We start from the raw sequence: 22,202 nt of genomic DNA, 5'->3' as shown, positions 1-22,202 counted from the left end.
ACGGCGCGGGCCGGGTGGTGTTAACGTCCGCTCGCCTCGCGAAAATGTTCGCGCAAGGTTCTGGTCAGATTCGGCCGCGACGGCCCAAAATTTACCCTTTGGTCACCAAGATGAAGCCGTAAGGGGCCGTTTGGCCCACTTCGGCGCGGCACTAGTGGCGTGGCGCGCCTGGCCCCCAACATGTCGTAGCGAACAAAGCGGCACTGGCTCGATTCACCCGATTCTGTCCCCGTTCGTTCCCGGTTTGGTTCGGGCGTGAACGGGGCGGTGGACGGACCGTCCATTGTGTGCCGGTTTGGGAATGCTGCGCTAGTCGATGCCGGCGCGGGCTGCGCCGGGATGATGTCGCGTGAGCTTGTGCACAAATGGATACCGCCCTGTCCCATCCCGATACGGTCAAGCGCCGCGATCCTCAATTTCTGCGCGCAATAGCCCGCTTTCGCGGCCCCTGCGTCATAAATCGGCCAAAAATCTTTGCTACTCAGTCATTTACCGGGCCTTTACGGATGCCCGATTCGCGCTGCGGATTTACGATTTCGCAACGAAGCTGAACGTGTCGCCGCGTTTTCAGCTGTTTTTCTGCATGGTTGTATTTCGGCTAGTGGTATTTCCCGTCCGCCACCCCCAGACGTTGTGGAGAACGAAGCCGGATTCATTGAATTGCGCCGATTCGATGCCGTTTCGTTCCTATCCTGTTCTTTATATTAAGTGGTAGAGCAAAAAGGTCGCCAAGCCTGTCCTTTCTTGGGACAATGCGCGGTGGCACTCGCAACCCACGAACTGACCTCCTACATTGCCGGCAATGACTTTCGCGTCTCCCCAATCGGTCAAGGCGATCCTTGGCCCCACCAATACCGGCAAGACCTATTTTGCCATCGAGCGCATGCTGGCCCATCCCACCGGGATGATCGGCCTGCCCTTGCGGCTATTGGCGCGCGAAGTCTATCAGCGCTGCGTCGAGCGGGTGGGCGAGGGCGCGGTGGCGCTGGTGACCGGCGAGGAACGGATCGTGCCGGCCAAGCCTCGCTTCTGGGTCTGTACTGTCGAAGCCATGCCCATGGATATCAGGGTCGATTGCGTGGCGGTGGACGAAATCCAGGTCGCCACCGACTTCGACCGCGGCCATGTGTTTACCGACCGCATCCTCAATGCCCGCGGCAGCAGCGAAACCTTGCTGCTCGGTTCGGCCACCATGGAGCCGGTGATCCGCCGGCTGCTGCCCCATGCCGAAATCGTCGATAGGCCGCGCTTTTCCCAACTGACCTATGCCGGCTCCAAGAAAATCTCGCGCCAGCCGTCGCGCTCGGCCATCGTCGCCTTCTCGGCACGGCAGGTCTATGCCATTGCCGAGCTGATAAGGCGCGAGCGCGGCGGGGCGGCGGTGGTCATGGGTGCGCTCAGCCCCCGCACCCGCAATGCCCAGGTCGAACTCTACCAGAATGGCGATGTGGATTTCCTCGTCGCCACCGATGCTATCGGCATGGGGCTCAATCTCGATATCCACCATGTCGCCTTTGCCGATGACAGCAAGTTCGATGGCCATACCAGCCGGCCGCTGACCGCCGCCGAGCTCGGCCAGATCGCCGGGCGGGCCGGCCGGCATGCCCGCAATGGCACGTTCGGGGTCACCGGCGGCACCGAGGGATTTGACGAGGAAATGGTGGTGGCGCTCGAAACGCATGATTTCGAGCCGGTCAAAGTGCTGCAATGGCGCAACAATCAGCTGGATTTCGCTTCCATCAACGCCTTGCGCGACAGCCTCGAAATGACCCCCGAACACCGCAGCCTGACCCGCGTTCCCATCGCCACCGACCAGCATGCGCTCGAGTTCGTTTCGCGCAATGAAGCGGGGCAGTTGGCGCGCGGGCTCGATGGGGCGCGGCTGTTGTGGGAATGTTGCCAAATCCCTGATTATCAGGGCATTTCACCGGCCAATCATGGCGAAATCGTCACCCGGATTTACTGGGACTTAGTCAAGCGCCACCATGTCAGCGAGGACTGGATTGCCGAGCAGGTGCGCTTTTGCGACAATGCCAGCGGTGACATCGATACGCTGAGCAACCGGATCAAGCAAATCCGGACCTGGACCTTCGTTGCGAACCGTAAAAACTGGCTTGCAGACCCTTCACATTGGCGCGAAAAGACCCGAGACATTGAAGACCGGCTGAGCGATGCCCTGCATGAGCGTCTCACTCAGCGCTTCGTCGACCGGCGCACCAGCGTCTTGCTGCGTCACCTGAAAGACAAACGTATGGCATCTCCCGAGATCAATGAGAGTGGCGAAGTGCGGCTGGAAGGCCATCTCATCGGCACGCTTGAAGGCTTCCGCTTCACCCTGGCGCGCAATGATGGCGATGCCGACATCAAGGGGTTGCGCGCGGCCGCCGATTCCGTGGTGGCGCCCGAAATCCACAATCGCGCCGACCGCCTCGCCGGGGCGCCCAATGAAGAATTCGTGCTGGCCACCGATGGCAGGCTGCGCTGGAAGGGCGATATCGTCGCCGAACTGATCGAGGGCGATGCCCTTTATCGGCCGCGCATCCTGATGCTGGCCGACGAGACCCTGACCGGCCCCGATCTCGAGCGCGTGCAGGACCGGCTCAGCCTCTGGCTGCGCCACCACATCAATACCGTGCTCGAAGGCGTCATGTCGCTGGAAGCGCCGGCCGATCTCGAAGGCGCCGCCCGCGGCATCGGCTTTCAGCTGTTCGAGCATCTCGGGCTTATTCCGCGCAGCCAGGTGGCCGATGAGGTCAAGGGGCTCGACCAGGATGTGCGCGGCAAGATGCGCAAGCTGGGCATCAAGTTCGGCGCCTATCACATCTACCTGCCGCTATCGCTCAAGCCCGCCCCGCGCGAGCTGGCGCTGATTCTGTTTGCCCTCAAGAATGGCGGCGTGCGCCAGGCCGGCGTCACCGACATTCCCCATATCGTGCTGAGCGGCCGCACCAGCTTCGTGGTCGATCCCGAGGTCGATACGCGGCTCTACGAAGTCGCCGGCTTCAAGGTGGCCGGCAAGCGCGCCGTGCGCGTCGATATCCTCGAACGGCTGGCCGATATCATCCGCCCGCTGATCGCGCTCGATCCGGGCCGCCACCAGGGCGAACTGCCCGCTGGCGCCGCCGAGGGCAATGGTTTCCGCGTCACCGTGGAAATGACCTCGCTGCTGGGCTGTTCGGGCGAAGATTTCGCCTCGATCCTCAATTCGCTGGGCTATCGCGTCAAACGCACGCTCAAGGCGTCGGCTCCGGCCGCTGCTGCCGATGCGAGCGCCGAAGCGCCGGCGCTGGAAGAGGTGCTGGCCAAAAATCCGGCCGCGACCGATGCCGCTGCCGAAACCCCGGTCGAGGCTGTGGTCGCCGATGCGGCGCCGGTGGCCGAGGCCGAAATTCCAGCGCCCACTATTGTCGAGGCGGCGCCCGACTCTGCCGAGCCGGCCGCGCCCGCCGAGCCGGAATATGACGAAGTTTGGTCGCCGGCAGGCAAGCGCCCCGACAACAAGCGGCACGAACATCGCCGCCGTCCCGAGGGCGAGGTCCAGGCCAAGCGTCCCGAGCGCAATCACCGCCCGTCGGGGCCGCGCCGTCCCGAAGGCGAGGTGCAGGACCTGTCCAAGGCCCGCCACCTCAATCCCAAGCCCAGATTCGAGGGCAAGGGCCGCAACGACCACCGCCGTCCCGACGACCAGAAGGGGGAGCGCGCCCGGTTCGAGCGGCCCGTCGAGCCGCGCAAGGAAAAGGCCTTCGATCCGGACAGCCCCTTCGCCAAGCTCGCCGCCCTGCGCGACAGCAAGGCGGAGTAGCCCTTGGCAGGATCGGCCGAACCCGTCCGCAAGGAGCGGCTCGACAGGTTCCTGTTCTTCTCGCGCGCTCTCAAGTCGCGCACGCTGGCGCAGAAGGTCATCGAGACCGGCGCTGTCAGGGTCAATTCCGAACGCACCATCCGCTCCGACCACAAGGTCGGGGCGGGCGATGTCCTTACCATGAACCTGCATGGCCGGATCGTCGTCTGGCGCATCCTCGATTGCGGCACGCGCCGGGGGCCGGCCGCGGAAGCCCAGGGCCTCTACGAAGACCTCTCCCCGCCCGCTCTGCCCAAAGCCGAGCAATCCCCCTATGACGCCGCCATCGCGCCACGCGACGACGGGGCCGGCCGCCCGACCAAGAAGCAGCGGCGGGAGACGGACAGGCTCAGGGGTGGGGATGAAGAATGAGGGGGCTTCGCCCACGCACACCACTATCGTCCGTGATGCTGGAACAGCGTTCCGCGCCGGCTCCTGCCTGCGCCAAAGCGTCCCCTGCCGCGGCCTTGCGGCAGCACCGAAAACGGTTTAGCACCGGACCCGTTGAGACCCTGCCGGACTGCCGCCCGATATGACCTATATCGTCACTGACAATTGCATCGCCTGCAAATACACCGATTGCGTCGAAGTGTGCCCCGTGGATTGTTTCTACGAGGGTGAGAACATGCTGGTGATCCACCCCGACGAGTGTATCGACTGCGGCGTCTGTGAACCCGAATGCCCGGCCGAAGCCATCAAGCCCGATACCGAAAGCGGGCTCGACGAATGGCTGGCCCTCAACACCAAGTTCGCCTCCATGTGGCCCAACCTGACCGAGCGCCGCGACCCGCTGCCCGAGGCCAAGGAAAAGGACGGTGAAGACGGCAAGCTGGCCAAGTATTTCTCCGAAGCGCCCGGCGAAGGCGACTGAGCCGTATTCTTCTCCCCGCCGGGGAGAAGGTGGCGCGCAGCGCCGGATGAGGGGAGTCCCGCCGCATCCATGGCGCGTGGGGAAATCCCCTCACCCGTCTCGGCCTTCGGCCGATCCACCCTCTCCCCGCCGGGGAGAGGAACAGGCAGCCACATCATCGCCCCATTGCGCGGGCGCGAAACCACACCTGATTCGTAGTTTTTGATTCTGCTGAAATTTTGTGCTATGGTCTGGCCATATGCAGTTGAGCCCGTCACCCAGCCCGTGCCTTAAGGCACGATTTTTTTGACAACATCGTCAGATGACTTGACCTCCGGGAAAAGCGGAACCGGATGGCCATGGGGTATTTGCTGCGCGCGGCGTTCCGTTCGAACGCCATAACGAAGAGTAGGAATGGACGGTCCTTCCCGCCAGGAACTGTCCATTTGGGGCGTCAACAAGGAGTTCCATGAATATGGTAGCCAAGAAGGTACAGACACGGCTTGGGTTCAAGACGGGCGAGTATGTTGTCTATCCGGCGCATGGCGTCGGTGTGATCGTCTCGATCGAAGAACAGGAAGTTGCCGGGCTGACCCTTGAGTTGTTCGTCATCAGCTTCGAACAGGACAAGCTGACCCTGCGCGTCCCCGTGGCCAAGATCAAGTCCGTCGGCATGCGCAAGCTGGCCGAGGAAGACATGGTCACCCAGGCGCTGACCACCGTCACCGGCCGCGCCCGCGTCAAGCGCACCATGTGGTCGCGCCGCGCCCAGGAATACGAAGCCAAGATCAATTCCGGCGATCTCATCGCCATTTCCGAAGTCGTGCGCGATCTCTATCGCTCCGAGGAACAGCCCGAGCAGTCCTATTCGGAACGCCAGCTGTTCGAGCAGGCGATGGACCGCATGAGCCGCGAAATCGGCGCCGTCAACAAGCTGACGCTGACCGAAGCCGTCCAGCTCATCGAGAAGAACCTCGCCAAGTCGCCGCGCCGCACCAAGGCCGACGCCGCCGAAAGCGACGAGGAAGCTGCCGCGTAAAGCGCATTGGCTTCAGAAAGAACTGGAAGGGCCGGTGGAGACACCGGCCCTTTTTGTTTTTAGTGCAGCGCAAGCGGGTGGTTTGGCCCCGATATTCGTTTCACCCGTCCAGCGCTTCAATGCTAACAGTCTGCTACCCTATTCGCGCCCGATGCTACTGTTTTCGCCGGGGATTTGCCGGGCCAGCACGTCGCCCAGGCGCGTCGTGGCGCTGCCTGGTTTCAGCGGTTTTTGCTGGCTTTCATGCGGGGCCCAGCCGGAAAGCCAGATGATTTCCAGCGTCGCCCTGATGCGGCCATCCTTGTCGCTGTCGTTGAGGGCATAGGCTTGGGCGGCGGCGGCCAGTAGGGCTGGGGTCGCCAGGCGTTTCGGCCGATCCATCAATGGGTTGGCGGCTCCCAGCGCCTTGAGTTCTGCCATCAGCGCCAGGGGCGAGGAATAGCGCACGATATGGGTTTCGACATCGGCTACCGGCAGCGCCAGCCCTACGCGCTGCAGCAGCGCCCCGGCATCGCGCACCTGGATCATCGGCGCCACCCGCGCCGAAGCGCCGCCATAAACCATTGAATCGGCAGCAAGAAAAGCCTCGCGCAATTCCGTCAATGTCTCGCCGCCCAGGGCCGCGATCAGCAGCAGTCCATCGGGCGCCAGCTTCGCCCGCAGCCGCGCCAGGTAGCCGGGCACGTCATTGATGGCCTGCAGATGCAGCAGCGAGACGATGAGGTTGAAGTTATCCCCCTCCAGATCGGGCATGTCATCATGGGGTCCGAACGCCGCGTGGCGCTCGAAGGCGAAGCGCGCGCTGGCGGTCTGGCCGAAAGCGGGGAGCCGGTCCACATCGGGACCGATAATGGCGGCGCGGGGAAAGTCGCGGATCAGGGCGCCGAGCCGGTCTTCGAGATCGGCAAGCACCAGGTCGGTGACGAAATCCCCCGCCTGTTGCCGCCGCGCCAGGTGGCGGGCGATCAGGGCGGTATCGAAAATGGCGGGCGGCTGGTTCATGATGGTCTTGCGGCCTGACGGCGGTGTGACACTATGCGCCTTATGGAGAGGGTCGAGGGGCTTGTCAAAACCGGGTGGTGGCGCCGGCACATAACCGGCGGCATCGGGCGTCTGGGCGGCATGATGCTGGACCTGGCCTACCCGCCCGCCTGCCTCAACTGCGAAGCGCCGACCGCAGTGCCGGATACGCTTTGTTCCAATTGTTTCAAGGCCTTGCGTCCGATCACCGCGCCGCTCTGTCCGGTGCTCGGCCTGCCTTTTGCAGCGTCGCTCGGCCCCGATGCGGTCTCCGCCGCGGCGCTGGCCGATCCGCCGCCCTTTGGCCGGGCCCGCTCGGCCGTCATCTATGACGAGCTTGCCGCGACCATGGTGTCGCGCCTCAAATATGGCGACCGGCCAGAGCTGGCACGTTTCTGCGCCCGGCTGATGGCCGGGGCCGGGCATGAATTGTGGGCCGGCGCGCCCATCCTTATGCCTGTGCCGCTGCATCCGGCGCGGCAGCGTGAACGGCGCTTCAACCAGTCGGCGGAACTGGCCCGGGCCGTGGGGCGGTTGACCGGGCTCACGGTCGATCCGTCGCTGGTCCAGCGCATCCGCCGAACCCGGCAGCAGGTGGGCCTCAGCGGCGACGGGCGGCAGCGCAATGTCGCCGGGGCCTTTGCGGTTCACCCCGATATCCTGATTCGAACCGGCGGCCGGCGCGTGGTGGTTGTCGACGATGTCTATACTACCGGCGCCACCGTCAAGGCGGTGACGCGCACGCTGCGCAAGGCCGGGGTGGATGCTGTCGACGTCGTGACCTTCGCCCGCGTTGTCATTGGCGCGGACTTGCCCATATAAAGGGATAAATACCTTGTTCCCATTGGAGAAATTTTGATGGCCAAGATCGAGATCTACACCACCCCGACCTGTCCCTATTGCCATGCCGCCAAGTCGCTGCTGGCGGACAAGGGCGCCGATTATACCGAGATCAGCGCGCTCGATCCCGGCGTGCGCGAAGCCATGACCGAGCGCGCCCACGGCCGCCGCACGGTGCCGCAAATCTTCATCGATGACGCCCATGTCGGCGGCTATGACGATATGGCCGCGCTCGACCGCCGCGGCGGCCTCGACCCGCTCTTGGCCCAGTAATCCCATGAAAATCGCTGCCATCCAGATGCGGTCGGGTCTTGACCCCGACGCCAATCTTGCTGCGCTCGAGCCCCTGCTGGCCGAGGCGGCTGCGGCTGGCGTGCAGTATGCGCTGACCCCGGAAGTCACCATGATCTTCCCGGAAAACCGGGCGCAACTGGCCAGCGTGGCGGCGCCGTTCGAGGGCCATCCGCAATTGGCCCGCGTGAGCGAACTGGCGCGCCAGCATGGCCTGCATATTCATGTCGGCTCTCTCGCGGTGCCACTGCCCGATGGGCGCTTTGCCAATCGCTCCGTATTGTTCGGACCCGACGGGGGGCAGGTGGCGATCTATGACAAGATCCACCTGTTCGATGCCGATATTGCCGGGCTCAATGCTTACCGGGAAAGCGCCACCTATGCCGGCGGCGACGTGGCGGTAACGGCCGATCTGGGCCCGTTCACGCTGGGTTTTTCCATCTGCTACGACATGCGCTTCCCCCGGCTCTACAACGCCCTGGCCAATGCCGGAGCAAACCTCTTCGCCGTACCGGCAGCCTTCACCGTGCCCACGGGCCAGGCGCATTGGCATGTGCTGCTGCGGGCGCGGGCCATCGAGACCGGCTCCTATGTGATCGCGGCGGCGCAGGGCGGCCAGCATCCGAACGGACGCGCTACTTACGGCCATTCGCTCATCATCGATCCCTGGGGGCGGATCGTCGCCGAGCTCGACCACGACGCGCCGGGCATACTGGTGGCAGAGATTGCTCCCGAGCTGGTCGCCGACGCACGCCAGCGCATCCCGGCCTTGGCCAATGCGCGAAACTTTGCCCTTCCGGGGGCGTTGCAGGCTTAAGCTATCGGCCTATATCCTTGGTCAACCAACCGAGCCGCATGGGCTCATGAGACTTGTTGCCGTGATCCAGTATTCCCTCCAATGCGCCAAGGGCCACCACTACGACGCCTGGTTCAAGAGCGCTGCCGCGTTCGACGACCAGCAGGCGCGGGGCATCGTCACCTGCGCCGTCTGCGGCGACGGGACAATCGAGAAAGCCCCTATGGCGCCATCGGTGGCGCGCAAGGATGGCGAGACGGTTTCGCTGAGCTCGGGCCATCCCGACGCGGCCAGGTTCCGCGAACTGGTGCGGGCCTATCGGCAGAAGGTCACCAGCCAGGCCGACTATGTCGGCGACAGGTTTGCCGAAGAGGCGCGCAAGATTCATTTCGAGGAAACCGAAGCCCGCGGCATCTATGGCGAAGCCACGCGCGATGAAGTCGCGGGACTGCTCGATGACGGCGTGGACTTCATGCCGCTGCCTGATATTGCCGACGACAACTAGTTCCGAGCGCCACTCCCGGCGCGACCAAACGGAGATATCACCATGACCACACTCGACGCAGCCCTTTCGGGCACCTTCGCCATTGGCGGCGACCTCACGGTCAACCGCCTCGGTTTCGGCGCCATGCGCATCACCGGACGGGGCATCTGGGGTCCGCCGGAGAATCCCGATGAGGCCAAGGCGACCTTGCGGCGCCTGCCCGAACTCAATGTCGATTTCGTCGATACGGCCGAAAGCTATGGCCCCTATGTCAGCGAAGAGCTGATCGGGGAGGTGCTGGCGCCCTATTCCAGGGGCACCATCGTCGCCACCAAGAGCGGACTGACCCGCACCGGGCCGGACCAGTGGCACCAGCTGGGGCGCCCCGAATTCCTGCGCCAGGGCGCCATCCAGAGCCTGCGCCGGCTCAAGCTCGACGTCATCGACCTCTGGCAGTTGCACCGCATCGAGAGCCAGACGCCGCGCGCCGACCAGTTCGGCGCCATCGCGCAGATGCAGCAGGATGGGCTGATCCGCCATGTCGGCCTCAGCGAGGTCAGCGTCGCCGACATCAAGGAAGCGCAGAAATACTTCAAGGTGACGACCGTCCAGAACATGTACAACCTGGTCAGCCGCAAGGCCGAGGATGTGCTGGATTATTGCGAGGCCAATGGCATCGGCTTCATTCCGTGGCGGCCCATCGATGGCGGCAATCTCGCCGCCACCAGCGCCGAGTTCCGCACCATCGCCGAAAAGCACGATGCCTCGCCCAGCCAGCTGGCGCTGGCCTGGATGCTGAAGCGCTCGCCGGTCATGCTGCCCATTCCGGGCACCGGCAAGGTCAGCCATCTCGAAGAGAACGTGGCGGCAGCCGCAATCAAGCTCAGCGATGACGATTTCGCCACGCTGGATCGGATCGGCCGGAAGGGGTGAGCTCATCACTTGCGCGGTGTCATCCCGGCGAAGGCCGGGATCCATCCTGAGGTCCATCCGCGCCCAGCAAAGCTGAGCTATCTCAAGATGGATTCCGGCCTGCGCCGGAATGACACCGTGATTATCTGCAATGTTCGGGGGTTAGGGTCGGTTCGATAGGGAGGGTGGAATCCCCGCTATCGAACCTGACCGGACCAGAACCTTGGCAGGTCCTGGGCGGCTGAGCGGGGCTGTAGCACCGCACGCGGTGCTTGTCACGCGATTGTCGCAGAGGACCTGGTAGCTCCAACGTCACCGCACCGTCCTCGGGCCCGACCCGAGGACCAAGGCCCGCTTGTGCCGCGCTGATAGCGGTCCTCGGACCAAGTCCGAGGGCGGTACCGGTGGGCGGGGTGGGACTAGCGCCCTCAGTTCCAGAGCTTGTCGATAGCCTCGGTATCGCGCACAGCGCCCCGCGCTGCACTCGTTGCGAAAGCCGCATAGGCCTTGAGGGCCGTCGTCACATTGCGCTTGCGCGGATGGGCCGGCTTCCAGCCGAGCTGGTCCTGGTCATGCCGGCGCTGGGTCAGTTCGTCGTCGGTCACCAGCAGGGTGATCGTCCGGTTGGGAATGTCGATCTCGATCGTGTCACCCTCGCGCACCAGCCCGATCGTGCCGCCTTCGGCCGCTTCGGGCGAAACGTGGCCGATGGAGAGGCCCGAGGTGCCGCCCGAGAAGCGCCCGTCGGTCAGCAGGGCACAGGCTTTGCCCAGGCCCTTCGACTTGAGGTAACTCGTCGGATAGAGCATTTCCTGCATGCCGGGGCCACCGCGCGGGCCTTCATAGCGGATGACGAGAACGTCGCCTTCCTTGATCTGGTTACTGAGGATCGCCTTGACCGTATCGTCCTGGCTCTCGAACACGCGGGCCGGGCCGGTGAATTTGAGGATGGATTCATCCACGCCCGCCGTCTTCACGATGCAGCCGTCGATGGCGATATTGCCCTTGAGCACGGCGAGACCCCCATCCTTGGAGAAGGGCGTTTCGGCCGAGCGGATCACCCCGTTCTGGCGGTCGAGATCGAGTTCGGCCCAGCGGTTGGACTGGCTGAAGGCCTGCGTGGTGCGCACGCCGCCGGGGGCGGCCATGAAGAAATTGCGCACGGCTTCCGAATTGGTGCGGGAGATATCCCACTTGTCCAGGGCATCGCCCATCGTGGCAGAATGGATCGTATGTTCCTTGCGATTGATCAGGCCCGCGCGGTCGAGCTGACCCAGAATGGCCATGATGCCGCCGGCGCGGTGCACGTCTTCCATATGCACATCCGCCTTGGCCGGGGCGACCTTGCTGAGAACCGGCACCTTGCGGCTCAGGCTGTCGATATCGTCCATGGTGAAATCGACCTTGCCTTCATGGGCGGCAGCCAGGATATGCAGCACCGTATTGGTCGAGCCACCCATGGCGATATCGAGGCTCATGGCGTTCTCGAAAGCCGCCTTGGTGGCGATGGAGCGCGGCAGCACCGAAGCGTCGTCCTGCTCATACCAGCGGCGAGCCAGGTCGACGATCAGGTGGCCGGCTTCCTGGAACAAGCGCTTGCGATCCGAATGAGTGGCCAGCGTCGAGCCGTTGCCGGGCAGGGAAAGGCCCAAGGCCTCGGTGAGGCAGTTCATGGAATTGGCGGTGAACATGCCCGAACAGGAGCCGCAGGTGGGGCAGGCAGCTTCCTCGACGGCCTGAACCTCCTCGTCGGTATAGTGGTCGTCGGCGGCCATCACCATGGCGTCGACCAGGTCGAGCGCCTGCAGCTTGCCCTTGAGCATGGCCTTGCCGGCTTCCATCGGGCCGCCGGAGACGAAGACCACCGGAATATTGATGCGCATGGCGGCATTGAGCATGCCGGGGGTGATCTTGTCGCAATTGGAAATGCAGACCATGGCGTCGGCGCAATGGGCGTTGACCATGTATTCCACGCTGTCGGCGATGATGTCTCGCGATGGCAGCGAATAGAGCATGCCATCATGGCCCATGGCGATGCCGTCATCGACCGCGATGGTGTTGAATTCCTTGGCGACGCCGCCGGCCGCCTCGATCTCGCGCGCCACGAGCTGGCCGAGATCCTTGAGATGCACATGGCCGGGCACGAACTGGGTGAAGCTGTTGACCACGGCGATGATCGGCTTGCCGAAATCGCCGTCCTTCATGCCCGTGGCGCGCCAGAGGCCACGCGCGCCGGCCATGTTGCGGCCGTGGGTAGTGGTGCGGGAACGATAGGCTGGCATGACGATGTCCTCGGAAGTCCTTGCGCCCATTGAGACAAGCGCGGTCGATCTTTCTTAGACCCATTCCAGGGCAGGATCAATCGAAACCGTACCGGTGGGTACGGTCATGGCAAACCTGCGCAGGCCACACACCGAAGGCTAGTTGTTGATGCGGGTAATGCCCCACCAGGCCTGGGCACAGGCGTCATCGACGCAGATCAGGTTCATCCATAGTGCGCCATTGGCAAAGCCGACGCCGTCGCTGGTGACGATGAGATCGGCATAGTCCTGGCTGGAGAGGGCGGCGATGGTGTCCGGGGTCAGCAGGTAGTCGAAATTGTCGACCAGATCCTGCGGCTCGGTGATGTCGTAGATTTCACCATTGGCTTCGACGGTCAGCGGATAGACGCCCAGATCGGCGATGGTGGTAGGGTCGCCGAACAGGAAAGCGTCCTGCAACAGGCCAAAGGCCTCGCCGAATTCCACCGACATGCCATGCAGGTTTTCGATCTGCCCCATGACATCCTCCTCGCTCTGGGCGAAGGCGGGAGCGGCAAGCAGGGAGAAGACACAGGCAATGGCGAGGGCGGTGCGGCGCATAGCGGCTCCAGAGTTGGACGCTGCGATCCTAGCGCATCGCCCCGGTCTCGTATCGCCAAATCAGGCCCCCGCCGCCCGATGAAAAAAGGCCTGGCAAGCTGCCAGGCCCAGTAGGGTAGGAATACGCCAGGGCCCGCGAAAGCGCCGGGCGCAACCGAACTAAGCAGTTAGCGCGTCGCGGTTGGCGGAAAATATTGCGCATATCGCGGGTCGGTCTGCACCAGCCAGCAGGCAATGGCCCAGCCGCGAGCGTAATTGGCGATGGCGGAGGCAACGAAATTGTCCGCCAGGTCGAGCAGTTCGGGCAGCAGTTCCACCTGATGACCGCCGGGCCGATGCTGGCGGGCCAGGCCCAGTTCGGCCAGCTCGTTGAACAGATTGCGGATATGGGTTCGGGAAGTGCGGCTGCGCAGGCCCAGGGCGTCGAAGGACAGGCTGACGCTCGCGGGATCGCCATCATGGGCGGCGACCAGATAGGGCGCCAGCAGCTTGAAACCATCCTGCCGCGCCAGTATCGGCCGCAGCCGGCCCGCCAGTTCCAGGGGTTGCCGGGCCAGCGAGCGTGTCCGGCTGGCAACATGGCGCAGGGCGCGCTGGTAGCGCCGGTCGCCGGCCCGGAGCGGGCCGCCGATATCGGTGCCGGGCAGGAAGCTGTCGAGGCAGGAGAACTGCCGCGCCAGCAGGTCCAGATCGAGGTCCAGCATATGCTCGGTGGGCAGCACCAGCCGCAGCCGGCGATCGGCGGGCGAATCGACCAGGCTGAGCAGCCCTATGCTTTGCAGCCGCGCCAGGATGGCGTCGAGCCGGCGCGCGCTGGAGAGGCCGAGAGGCAGGAAAACGTCGCGGACGAGGCCGATTGTCGGCCAGGTGGCGCGCTCATCGGGATCGTATTGGAAGTAGAGGCTCACAATCATGCTGAAAAGGGCGATGCGGCCGGGATCGCTCAGCAGCCGCATGGCCGGGTTGCTGCCCTGGACCTGCGGGTCGGTGGCAAAGGCGAGCAGAAAGCGGCGTCTGGTGGCAGCAAAGTTCGGATGCGCTCGCACCTCTGCCACCGAAAGGGCCGGAGGGACGTGCGGAAAAGGCTCGCCCTCTGTCGGGCGCGGCGCCGATAGAGTGGGGGCAGCTGTCTCCTCCATGCCGCAACCTAGCCGGTCATCGGCAAGGCGGCAAGATTTGCGGCCCGATCGGGCGGCGCGCCGTCAGCGCTGGGACTCCAGAATGGTGATCGCCAGCCCTGAGACATCGGCACTGCGTCCGAAGCCGGCGCGTTCGAGGGGAATGCCGGCATCCTGCAGCTGCTCCCGCGAGAGGCCCGGTGGCAGGCGTGGTTCGGGGGTGAAAGCGATCGGCCACCACATCAGCGCCGGCCGGCGGAACAGGATGGTTGATGGATTGGGGGCAGTCGCGTCAACGGCAACGGTCATGGCACTCCTCCGCGTTCATGGGAGGGAAGCGTGCCAGACACGATCGGCGAGAGGGCGGAAGTCTCTGCGTATACCGCCGCCTGCAGCGGAAGTTTTTGCGTATATCGCCGGTCAGGCGGCAGGCCGTTCGGCCATCACCATATAGTTGATCCCCATGTCACGCGAGCGGCGCCATTCGTCGGCCAGCGGGTGGAACACCACGCCGGTCTCGCCGATGACCTTGAGCCCGTTGCGGGTGAGAAGGGTCTTGATCTCGTGGGGCGTGAGAAACCTGTTCCAGTCATGCGTGCCCTTGGGCAACCAGCGCAACACCCGCTCGGCGGCAAAGACGGCGAAGGCACGGGCGCGCAATGTTCGGTTGAGCGTGGCGGTGAGTGTCAGCCCGCCCGGCTTCACCAGGTCGGCGCAGCTCTTCATGTAGAGCGGTACATTGTCGACATGCTCCACCACTTCCATATTCAGCACCATATCATAGCGCTCGCCGGCTGCGGCAAGCGCCTCGCTGGTGGTGGCGCGGTAGTCGATGGCAAGCCCCGATTTTTCAGCATGCAGCCTGGCGATGGCGATATTGCGCTCGGCCGCGTCGATGCCGGTCACCGTAGCGCCCAGCCGGGCCAGCGGCTCGCAGAGCAGGCCCCCGCCACACCCGACATCGAGAATATCAAGCCCCTCGAAGGGGCGCATAGCGGTGCCGTCGCGGCCGAAATGGGCCAGCAGATGCTCGCGGATATAACCGAGCCGCACCGGATTGAACTTGTGCAGCGGCTTGAACTTGCCCTTGGGGTTCCACCACTCCTCGGCCATCGCGGTGAATTTGGCGATCTCGGCATTGTTGATGGTGGTGGCGGTCATGGCGTGGCTCCCGTGTTGGCGCATATGAGCGCGCGGGCGTGGCGGAGGCAAGGCGCGCGGGCGTCGCAGGCTTGATCGGCTTGATTGCCTTGCCCCTTTGTGGCATGTCCCGCGCAACAAGCAGCGTACCGCCGGGTTCGGCGGGGTTCCGGGGAAGCAATTGGCCCGCATCGTCGTCAAGTTCGGTGGCACTTCGGTTGCCAGTGTCGAGCGCATCCGCCAGGCCGCGCGCCATGTGAAGCGCGAGGTCGAGGCCGGCAATGAAGTGGCCGTGGTCGTTTCGGCCATGAGTGGCAAGACCAATGAACTGGTCGGCTGGGTCAACGAGGCCAGCCCCCTGCATGATGCGCGCGAATATGACGCCGTGGTCGCCTCGGGCGAGCAGGTGACGGCGGGGCTGATGGCCATCGTGCTATCGGAGATGGGCATCCAGTCGCGGTCCTTTGCCGGCTGGCAGGTGCCGATCCATACCGACGACGCGCATGGCGCGGCCCGCATTACCGAGATCGACCCGACCGAACTCGACAAGCGGATGAAGGATGGCTGGGTGCCTGTGATCACCGGTTTCCAGGGCATTTCCCCGCATGGCAGGGTGACCACGCTGGGCCGCGGCGGCTCCGATACCTCGGCGGTGGCGGTGGCGGCGGCGGTCAAGGCCGATCGCTGCGATATCTATACCGATGTCGACGGCGTCTACACCACCGATCCACGCATCGTGTCCAAGGCGCAAAGGCTGACCAAGATTTCCTTCGAGGAAATGCTGGAAATGGCTTCGCTGGGCGCCAAGGTGCTGATGATCCGGTCGGTCGAGATGGCCATGGCCTATAAGGTGCCGCTGCTGGTGCGGTCGAGCTTCGATGACCCCGATGCGCCCCAGCTGGCGCCCGATGGGACGCCGGGCGTTCCCGGTACGCTTGTTTGCGATGAGGATGAGATCATGGAAAAGCAGATCGTTTCGGGCGTGACGCTCGCCAAGGCGGAAGCCAAGATCACCCTGCGCGACGTCAAGGACAATCCGGGCGTGGCAGCCGCCATTTTCGGCACTTTGGCCGACCAGGGCATTATCGTCGACATGATCGTGCAGAACATCGCCGACGACGGCGCCACCACCGACATCACCTTCACGGTGCCCGACAGCGAATATGACAAGGCGGTCAAGACGCTGCAGAATGCCGGGGACCGTATCGAATATGCCCGGCTGTCCGGCTCCAAGGGCGGGGCAAAGGTCTCGGTCGTGGGCGTGGGCATGCGCAGCCATGCGGGCGTTGCGAGTTCGATGTTCAAGGCGCTGGCCGACAAGGGCATCAATATCCAGCTGATCACCACCTCGGAAATCAAGACCTCGGTGTTGATCGATGAGCAATATGCTGAGCTTGCGGTTCGCGCGCTCCATACTTATTACGGGTTGGACAAGAAGGACGAATAGGACCGCTCGAACGGTCCTGGTCGCTCCTCAAAGCAGGGGGGCGGTGTGGCGGCCGTCTAAGGGGTAATGGTCACGACCATCGGCGGCCCGAGAGTGCTGCTGCGGCAATTGCGTGAGACGATGGCGGAGCCGCTGGCTTCGCAGGCGCGACTCGACAAGATTGTCGGGCTCATCGCCGACAATATGCGCGCCGATGTCTGCTCGTTCTATGTGCTGCGCGATGACGGGGCACTGGAGCTGTTCGCCTCCAAGGGCCTCGCTGCCGAATCGGTTCACATGACCACGCTGCGGCTCGGCGAAGGCCTGGTCGGCCTCATTGCGGCGGAAGCGGAACCGCTGAGCCTCGATGACGCCCCCAGCCATCCCGGCTTTGCCTATCGTCCGGAAACCGGCGAGGAGCGCTACAACGCCTTCCTTGGCGTACCTGTGCTGCGGGCCGGCCAGACGCTGGGCGTGCTCGTGGTGCAGAATGCCGAACGCCGCCACTATGGCGAGGACGAAACCGAGGCGATGCTGACTACGGCCACAATCCTGGCCGAGATGATCGCCACCTCGGACTTCGACAATCTGATCAAGCCGGGCTCCGATATCGATCTCAGGCGTCCCCGCATGTTCACCGGCGTCAGCTTTACCGACGGAATCGCGCTGGGAACGGTGGTGCTGCACGACCCGCGCGTCGTGGTGTCAAACTTCATCGCCGAGGATACCGAGGCCGAAAAGGTGCGGCTCGAATCGGCGCTGGCGCGGATGCGCGTTTCCATCGACGCCATGCTCGACCATGGCGACATGGCCGGCGGGACCGATCATCGCGAAATCCTCGAAACCTACCGCATGTTCGCCAATGATCGGGGCTGGGTGCACCGGCTGACCGAGGCCATCGACAATGGTCTTTCGGCCGAAGCGGCGGTGGAGCGGGTGCAGAACGACACGCGCGCGCGCATGCTGCGCCAGACCGACCCCTATATCCGCGACCGGCTGCATGACCTCGACGATCTGGCCAACCGGCTGCTGCGGGTGCTGACCGGCGACGGGCTTACGCTGGGGCGCAAGGAACTGCCCGACAATGCCATTCTGGTGGCCCGCAATATGGGGCCGGCGGAACTGCTGGAATATGACCGCAAGAAGCTGCGCGGCATCGTGCTCGAAGAAGGCGGCACCACGGCGCATGTTGCGATCGTGGCGCGCTCGCTCGGCATGGTCGCGGTGGGGCAGGCGCAGTCGATCGTCTCGATGTGCGAAACCGGCGACGACATCATTCTCGATGGTCCGGGCGGGCTGGTGCATCTGCGGCCCACGCCCGATATCGAGCAGGCCTATGTCGACAAGGTGCGCGTCACCGCCAAGAGGCGGGCACATTACGCGGCGCTCAAGGACAAGCCATCGGTGACCAGGGACGGCGTCAGCGTCACGCTGCTGCACAATTCGGGGCTCGTGGCCGATCTGCCGATGCTCGACGATACCGGGGCGGCCGGGGTCGGGCTGTTCCGCACCGAATTGCAGTTCATGATCGCCTCCAAGCTCCCCCGGCTGCATGAGCAGCAGGAGCTTTATGCCGAAGCCATGGCGATTGCCGGGGAGCGGCCGGTGGTGTTCCGCCTGCTCGATATCGGCGGCGACAAGGTGCTGCCCTATCAGCGCTCGATGACCGAGGAAAACCCGGCCATGGGGTTCCGCTCGATCCGGCTGGGGCTGGAGCGGCCGGGGCTGTTGCGCACGCAGATCCGCGCATTGCTGCTGGCGGCCAACGGGCGCCCGCTCAAGATCCTGGTGCCGATGGTCACCGAGACTTTTGAATTCACCCAGACCAAGCTGGTGGTGCAGAAGGAAGTCGAGCGGCTGCGGCGCCAGGGCAAGCCCCTGCCGAGCCGGCTGGAGCTGGGCGTGATGGTGGAAGTGCCCTCGCTGCTGTTCGAGCTCGACCAGTTGCTGCCCGAGGCCGATTTCGTCTCCATCGGTTCCAACGACCTGGTGCAGTTCCTGACGGCCTCCGACCGGGCCAATCCGCGCGTGGCCAAGAATTACGACCCCATCGGCATGCCCCGCTTGCGGGCCATCCGCATGGTGGTCGACGCTGCGCGGCGCTACAATATCCCCATCACCATGTGCGGCGAGCTGGCCGGGAAACCTCTTGAGGCGCTCGCTCTCATGGCGGTGGGCATGACGCGGCTTTCCATGGGCCCGGCCTCCATCGGGCCAATCAAGGAACTGGTGCTGAACCTCGATCTCAAGCCGATCCAGCTTTCGGTCGGCGCCGCGCTGAGCGATGGCGCCCATGGAGTGACGATAAGGGCCTTGCTGCAGGAATGGATCGAAAAGCAGAACCTGCCGGTTTGACGCCGGGCCGCGAGCCTTCTACACGCGGTGCTTCGCCCGCACAGGATTAACGACCATGGCATCTCTTCCCCAGGACAAGCTCGACGCGCTCGAGACGCGGTTCCAGTATGTCGAAGCGGCGCTTTCGGGTGGGGCGGGGCCGGACGAGTTCGTCAAATTTTCCAAGGAACATGCCGAGCTGGCGCCGATCGTCGGAGAAATCCGCGCCTATAACAAGGCGCTGAGCGACCGCGCGGAAGCCGCGGAATTGCTCAAAAGCGGCGACAAGGACATGGCCGAAATGGCCGAGGCCGAGATCGCCGAGCTGGATAAGAAAATCGAGGCACTGTTCCAGGCGGTGCGCATCCTGCTGCTGCCCAGGGACGAGGCCGACGAGAAATCGATCATCCTCGAAATTCGCGGTGGCACTGGCGGCGATGAGGCCGCTTTGTTCGCCGGCGACCTGTTCCGCATGTATGAGCGCTATGCCTCCGGCCGCGGCTGGAAGGTGACGGTGATGGAGGAAAGCCCCGGCGAAATGGGGGGCTTCAAAGAAATCATCGCCAATGTGAGCGGCAAGGGCGTCTATGCCCGCATGAAATTCGAGAGCGGCGTGCACCGCGTGCAGCGCGTGCCGGCAACCGAAGGTTCGGGCCGCATCCATACGTCGGCGGCGACGGTGGCGGTGCTGCCCGAGGTGGAAGATATCGACATCGAAATCCGCAACGAGGATATCCGCATCGATACGATGCGCGCCTCGGGCGCCGGCGGGCAGCACGTCAACACCACCGACTCGGCCGTGCGTATCACCCATATTCCCTCGGGTATCGTCGTCACCTCGGCGATGAAGAGCCAGCACCAGAACCGGGCGCAGGCGATGGTGGTGCTGCGCTCGCGGCTCTATGAAATGCAGCGCGAGGAGCGCGATTCTGCCCGTTCGGCCGAGCGCAAGGGGCAGGTGGGTTCGGGTGATCGGTCCGAGCGCATCCGCACCTACAATTTCCCGCAGGGGCGGGTGACCGATCATCGGATCAACCTGACGCTCTACAAGCTGGACAAGGTTATTGCCGGCGAGGCGCTGGACGAACTGATCGAGGCGCTGATCACCACCAGCCAGGCCGAACAGCTCGCCGCGATGGAGACGGCCAACTGACCCAGGCGCCCACCCTCGGCGGGCTCTGGCGCGGCTGGCGCGACGTGCTGGGCCGGCTGGGCTTTGAAAGCGCGGCGCTCGACGCCAAGCTGCTCACCGGCCACGCGCTGGGGCTGGGCATGCTGGAGCTGGCGACGCGTGAAAATGAGCCGGTCGATTCCCAAGCGGCGGGTCGGGTGGCCGAACTGCTGCAGCGCCGCATAACCGGGGAATCGGTGGCGCGGATCATCGGCGAGCGCGAATTCTACGGCCTGGCCTTTACGCTCAATGCGGCCACGCTGGAGCCGCGGCCGGAAACCGAATTGCTGGTGGATATGGCGCTGGGCGCCCTGCCGGCCGGCGGGCGGCTGCTCGATCTCGGCACCGGCACCGGCTGCATCCCGATTGCCGCGCTGGCCAATCAGCCCGACGCGACGGCGGTGGCGATAGATTTGAGCGCAAAGGCGCTGGAAGCGGCGCGGGCCAATGCGGAACGGCATGGGGTGGCGGGGCGGCTCGACCTCCTGCATGGCAGTTGGTTCGATGCCTTGGCTCCCTCTCCCCTGAGGGGGGAGGGTTGGGGTGAGGGGTTCAGCCTCCCGGCTCAAGCCTCAAGTCTGAACCCCTCACCCGACCCTTGGGGTCGACCTCTCCCCCCAGGGGAGAGGTGGGGCTTGGAGGAAAAATTCGACCTCATCGTCTCCAATCCCCCCTATATCACTTCCGCCGTGGTCGAAACCCTCGCCCCCGAGGTCCGGGATTTCGACCCGCGCCTGGCCCTCGATGGCGGGCCGGATGGCCTTGCCCCGTACCGCATCATCGCCGCCCAGGCCGGCGGCTGGCTCAAGCCGAATGGCTGGCTCATGGTGGAGATCGGCCATGACCAGGGGGCCGGCGTCAGCGCCCTGTTTCTTGAAGCCGGGTTCGACGACGTGGCGGTCCATCGTGATCTCAACGGGCTTGATCGCGTGGTCAGCGCGCACCATTTGCAAGGCAGTCCGTCGCAATGCGTGGTGAGAAGCGCAATTAATGCTGGCAAAGACGGCGCGAACGTTATAGTTTGACCCTGCTGTCAACGGCGCTTCATGAGCGCCACGGCGACTAGCCACCCGACAAATTCATTGGCTGCGATACGCAGCGCGGTTCCGGCATAGGCTGGAACGACGCGGGATGGGTTCGGAGCGCCGTGCGACGGTTTCGGTCTTCATGAAGCCAGATAGAGCCGGTTTGAGGAGCCAAGAGAGCTTTCTTCCGGAATTGGCCCGATCAGGCAGTTTGCCGGTCCGCCAGCAGTGTGACGCTTATTTTTCTAGAGTTAGATAAAGCGACCAGATGAGACCCAATAACCAGAATAACAAGAACCGGCAGCGTGGCCGGAACGGTGGACGCAAGCACGTCAATCCGTTGTCCCGCAATTTCGAGAGCAACGGCCCGGATGTGAAGGTGCGCGGCAACGCCGCCCATGTCGCCGAGAAATATCTCCAGCTTGCCCGTGACGCCCAATCGAGCGGCGATTCGGTCATGGCGGAGAATTATCTCCAGCATGCCGAGCATTATTTCCGCATCGTCTCCAGCGCCCAGCAGGCCCAGAACGGCCAGCGTCCGGACGGCCAGGATGATGACTTCGACGATGACATGCCCGACATGAACTCGCGCTTCGCATCGCCCCAGCCGCCGCAGCAGCAATATGTGCAGCAGGCCGAGGGTGAAGAGCAGGGCGAGGGCGAGCAGAACCGCGAGCAGGGCCAGCCGCGCCAGGATGGCGAGCGCCAGCAGCGTGGCGACCGCCGCGACCGCCAGCGCAATCGCGAGCGTTTCCGTCCCGAAGGCGAAGGCCCGCAGCCGGTGGTTGCGGCCGAGTCGGCCCAGCCGGCCGCCGTGGAAGAGACAGCGGCCGCTGGCGAGCAGCCGGTCGAGGCCGAGGGCGAAGCCCGCAAGCCGCGCGAGCGCCGTCCGCGCCGCCGCCGTCCGGCGGGCGGTGATGGTGGCGACCTTGCAGGCGCCGACCAGCCCGATGTCGGCGAATTGCCGGCCTTCCTCACCGCGGGCGGCAGCGCCGCCGAATAAGTTCAAAGGCCGGGCCGCAATGCCCGGCCTTTTTGTTGGTGCCACGCCCTT

Annotated in this window: 20 protein-coding genes; 14 read left to right on the top strand and 6 right to left on the bottom strand. The window is 64.5% G+C overall.

Annotated elements, in window-relative coordinates; all coding sequences use genetic code 11:
- Positions 1-802: 802 nt before the first annotated feature.
- From ASD04_RS14080 to ASD04_RS14065, 4 genes are all read left to right on the top strand, one after another.
- Positions 803-3,802 (top strand): helicase-related protein, encoded by a 3,000-nt coding sequence (locus ASD04_RS14080; RefSeq protein WP_056258125.1) that lies wholly within the window; start codon positions 803-805, stop codon positions 3,800-3,802.
- A 3-nt stretch (positions 3,803-3,805) separates the two neighbouring features.
- Positions 3,806-4,213: an RNA-binding S4 domain-containing protein gene (locus tag ASD04_RS14075; RefSeq protein WP_056258122.1), complete on the top strand. Its 408-nt coding sequence runs from the start codon at positions 3,806-3,808 to the stop codon at positions 4,211-4,213.
- 160 nt (positions 4,214-4,373) lie between these two features.
- Positions 4,374-4,712 (top strand): ferredoxin FdxA, encoded by a 339-nt coding sequence (fdxA, locus tag ASD04_RS14070; protein ID WP_056258119.1) that lies wholly within the window; start codon positions 4,374-4,376, stop codon positions 4,710-4,712.
- A gap of 454 nt (positions 4,713-5,166) precedes the next feature.
- Positions 5,167-5,730, top strand: coding sequence for a CarD family transcriptional regulator (locus tag ASD04_RS14065; RefSeq protein ID WP_200940269.1), 564 nt, complete (start codon positions 5,167-5,169; stop codon positions 5,728-5,730).
- Between the two features lie 138 nt (positions 5,731-5,868).
- On the opposite strand, the gene ASD04_RS14060 is transcribed toward ASD04_RS14065, so the two are convergent.
- Positions 5,869-6,732: a hypothetical protein gene (locus tag ASD04_RS14060; protein ID WP_056258114.1), complete on the bottom strand. Its 864-nt coding sequence runs from the start codon at positions 6,730-6,732 to the stop codon at positions 5,869-5,871.
- A gap of 33 nt (positions 6,733-6,765) precedes the next feature.
- Here ASD04_RS14060 and ASD04_RS14055 point away from each other — a divergent pair, with 33 nt between their 5' ends.
- From ASD04_RS14055 to ASD04_RS14035, 5 genes are read left to right on the top strand one after another with little or no spacing between them, the layout of a single operon-like run.
- Complete coding sequence (locus tag ASD04_RS14055) at positions 6,766-7,572, top strand: ComF family protein (RefSeq protein WP_244488326.1); 807 nt, start codon at positions 6,766-6,768, stop codon at positions 7,570-7,572.
- A 36-nt stretch (positions 7,573-7,608) separates the two neighbouring features.
- Positions 7,609-7,863, top strand: a complete 255-nt coding sequence (gene grxC / locus ASD04_RS14050) for a glutaredoxin 3 (protein WP_056258112.1) — start codon at positions 7,609-7,611, stop codon at positions 7,861-7,863.
- 4 nt (positions 7,864-7,867) lie between these two features.
- On the top strand, positions 7,868-8,698 hold the full coding sequence (locus ASD04_RS14045; protein ID WP_056258109.1) for a carbon-nitrogen hydrolase family protein: 831 nt from the start codon (positions 7,868-7,870) through the stop codon (positions 8,696-8,698).
- 46 nt (positions 8,699-8,744) lie between these two features.
- Positions 8,745-9,182, top strand: a complete 438-nt coding sequence (locus ASD04_RS14040; protein WP_244488325.1) for a DUF1178 family protein — start codon at positions 8,745-8,747, stop codon at positions 9,180-9,182.
- 42 nt (positions 9,183-9,224) lie between these two features.
- On the top strand, positions 9,225-10,094 hold the full coding sequence (locus tag ASD04_RS14035) for an aldo/keto reductase (protein ID WP_056258103.1): 870 nt from the start codon (positions 9,225-9,227) through the stop codon (positions 10,092-10,094).
- 407 nt (positions 10,095-10,501) lie between these two features.
- Here the strand turns inward: ASD04_RS14035 and ilvD are convergent, their stop codons facing one another.
- From ilvD to ubiG, 5 genes are all read right to left on the bottom strand, one after another.
- Positions 10,502-12,355, bottom strand: a complete 1,854-nt coding sequence (ilvD, locus tag ASD04_RS14030; protein ID WP_056258466.1) for a dihydroxy-acid dehydratase — start codon at positions 12,353-12,355, stop codon at positions 10,502-10,504.
- Between the two features lie 138 nt (positions 12,356-12,493).
- Complete coding sequence (locus tag ASD04_RS14025; RefSeq protein ID WP_056258099.1) at positions 12,494-12,934, bottom strand: hypothetical protein; 441 nt, start codon at positions 12,932-12,934, stop codon at positions 12,494-12,496.
- Between the two features lie 167 nt (positions 12,935-13,101).
- Positions 13,102-13,989 carry a hypothetical protein gene (locus tag ASD04_RS14020; RefSeq protein WP_056258096.1) on the bottom strand — a complete coding sequence of 296 codons (888 nt, stop codon included), beginning with the start codon at positions 13,987-13,989 and terminating at the stop codon, positions 13,102-13,104.
- Positions 13,990-14,136: 147 nt separating this feature from the next.
- Positions 14,137-14,361 carry a hypothetical protein gene (locus tag ASD04_RS14015; RefSeq protein ID WP_056258095.1) on the bottom strand — a complete coding sequence of 75 codons (225 nt, stop codon included), beginning with the start codon at positions 14,359-14,361 and terminating at the stop codon, positions 14,137-14,139.
- A 111-nt stretch (positions 14,362-14,472) separates the two neighbouring features.
- The gene (gene ubiG, locus ASD04_RS14010) at positions 14,473-15,213 is read right to left on the bottom strand and encodes a bifunctional 2-polyprenyl-6-hydroxyphenol methylase/3-demethylubiquinol 3-O-methyltransferase UbiG (RefSeq protein ID WP_056258092.1); all 741 of its coding nucleotides are present in this window, start codon (positions 15,211-15,213) and stop codon (positions 14,473-14,475) included.
- Positions 15,214-15,373: 160 nt separating this feature from the next.
- Between ubiG and ASD04_RS14005 the strand changes: the two genes are divergently transcribed.
- The 5 genes from ASD04_RS14005 (at position 15,374) to ASD04_RS13985 (ending at position 22,151) form a co-directional block, all read left to right on the top strand.
- Positions 15,374-16,639, top strand: a complete 1,266-nt coding sequence (locus ASD04_RS14005; RefSeq protein WP_056258089.1) for an aspartate kinase — start codon at positions 15,374-15,376, stop codon at positions 16,637-16,639.
- A 66-nt stretch (positions 16,640-16,705) separates the two neighbouring features.
- A complete protein-coding gene (gene ptsP, locus ASD04_RS14000) occupies positions 16,706-18,973 on the top strand; it encodes a phosphoenolpyruvate--protein phosphotransferase (RefSeq protein ID WP_056258087.1) in 2,268 nt (755 codons plus the stop codon).
- 55 nt (positions 18,974-19,028) lie between these two features.
- Positions 19,029-20,105 carry a peptide chain release factor 1 gene (prfA, locus tag ASD04_RS13995; protein ID WP_056258084.1) on the top strand — a complete coding sequence of 359 codons (1,077 nt, stop codon included), beginning with the start codon at positions 19,029-19,031 and terminating at the stop codon, positions 20,103-20,105.
- Positions 20,102-21,148, top strand: coding sequence for a peptide chain release factor N(5)-glutamine methyltransferase (locus ASD04_RS13990; RefSeq protein ID WP_348271022.1), 1,047 nt, complete (start codon positions 20,102-20,104; stop codon positions 21,146-21,148). The genes prfA and ASD04_RS13990 overlap by 4 nt, the downstream gene beginning before the upstream one ends.
- Before the next feature lie 268 nt (positions 21,149-21,416).
- Complete coding sequence (locus ASD04_RS13985; protein WP_082531234.1) at positions 21,417-22,151, top strand: DUF4167 domain-containing protein; 735 nt, start codon at positions 21,417-21,419, stop codon at positions 22,149-22,151.
- Positions 22,152-22,202: the final 51 nt, after the last annotated feature.

The sequence above is a fragment of the Devosia sp. Root436 genome, from assembly GCF_001426345.1.
Taxonomy (GTDB): Bacteria; Pseudomonadota; Alphaproteobacteria; order Rhizobiales; family Devosiaceae; genus Devosia.
Note: the sequence above shows the minus strand (reverse complement) of the source record. Positions and strands in the feature narration are given on the sequence as shown.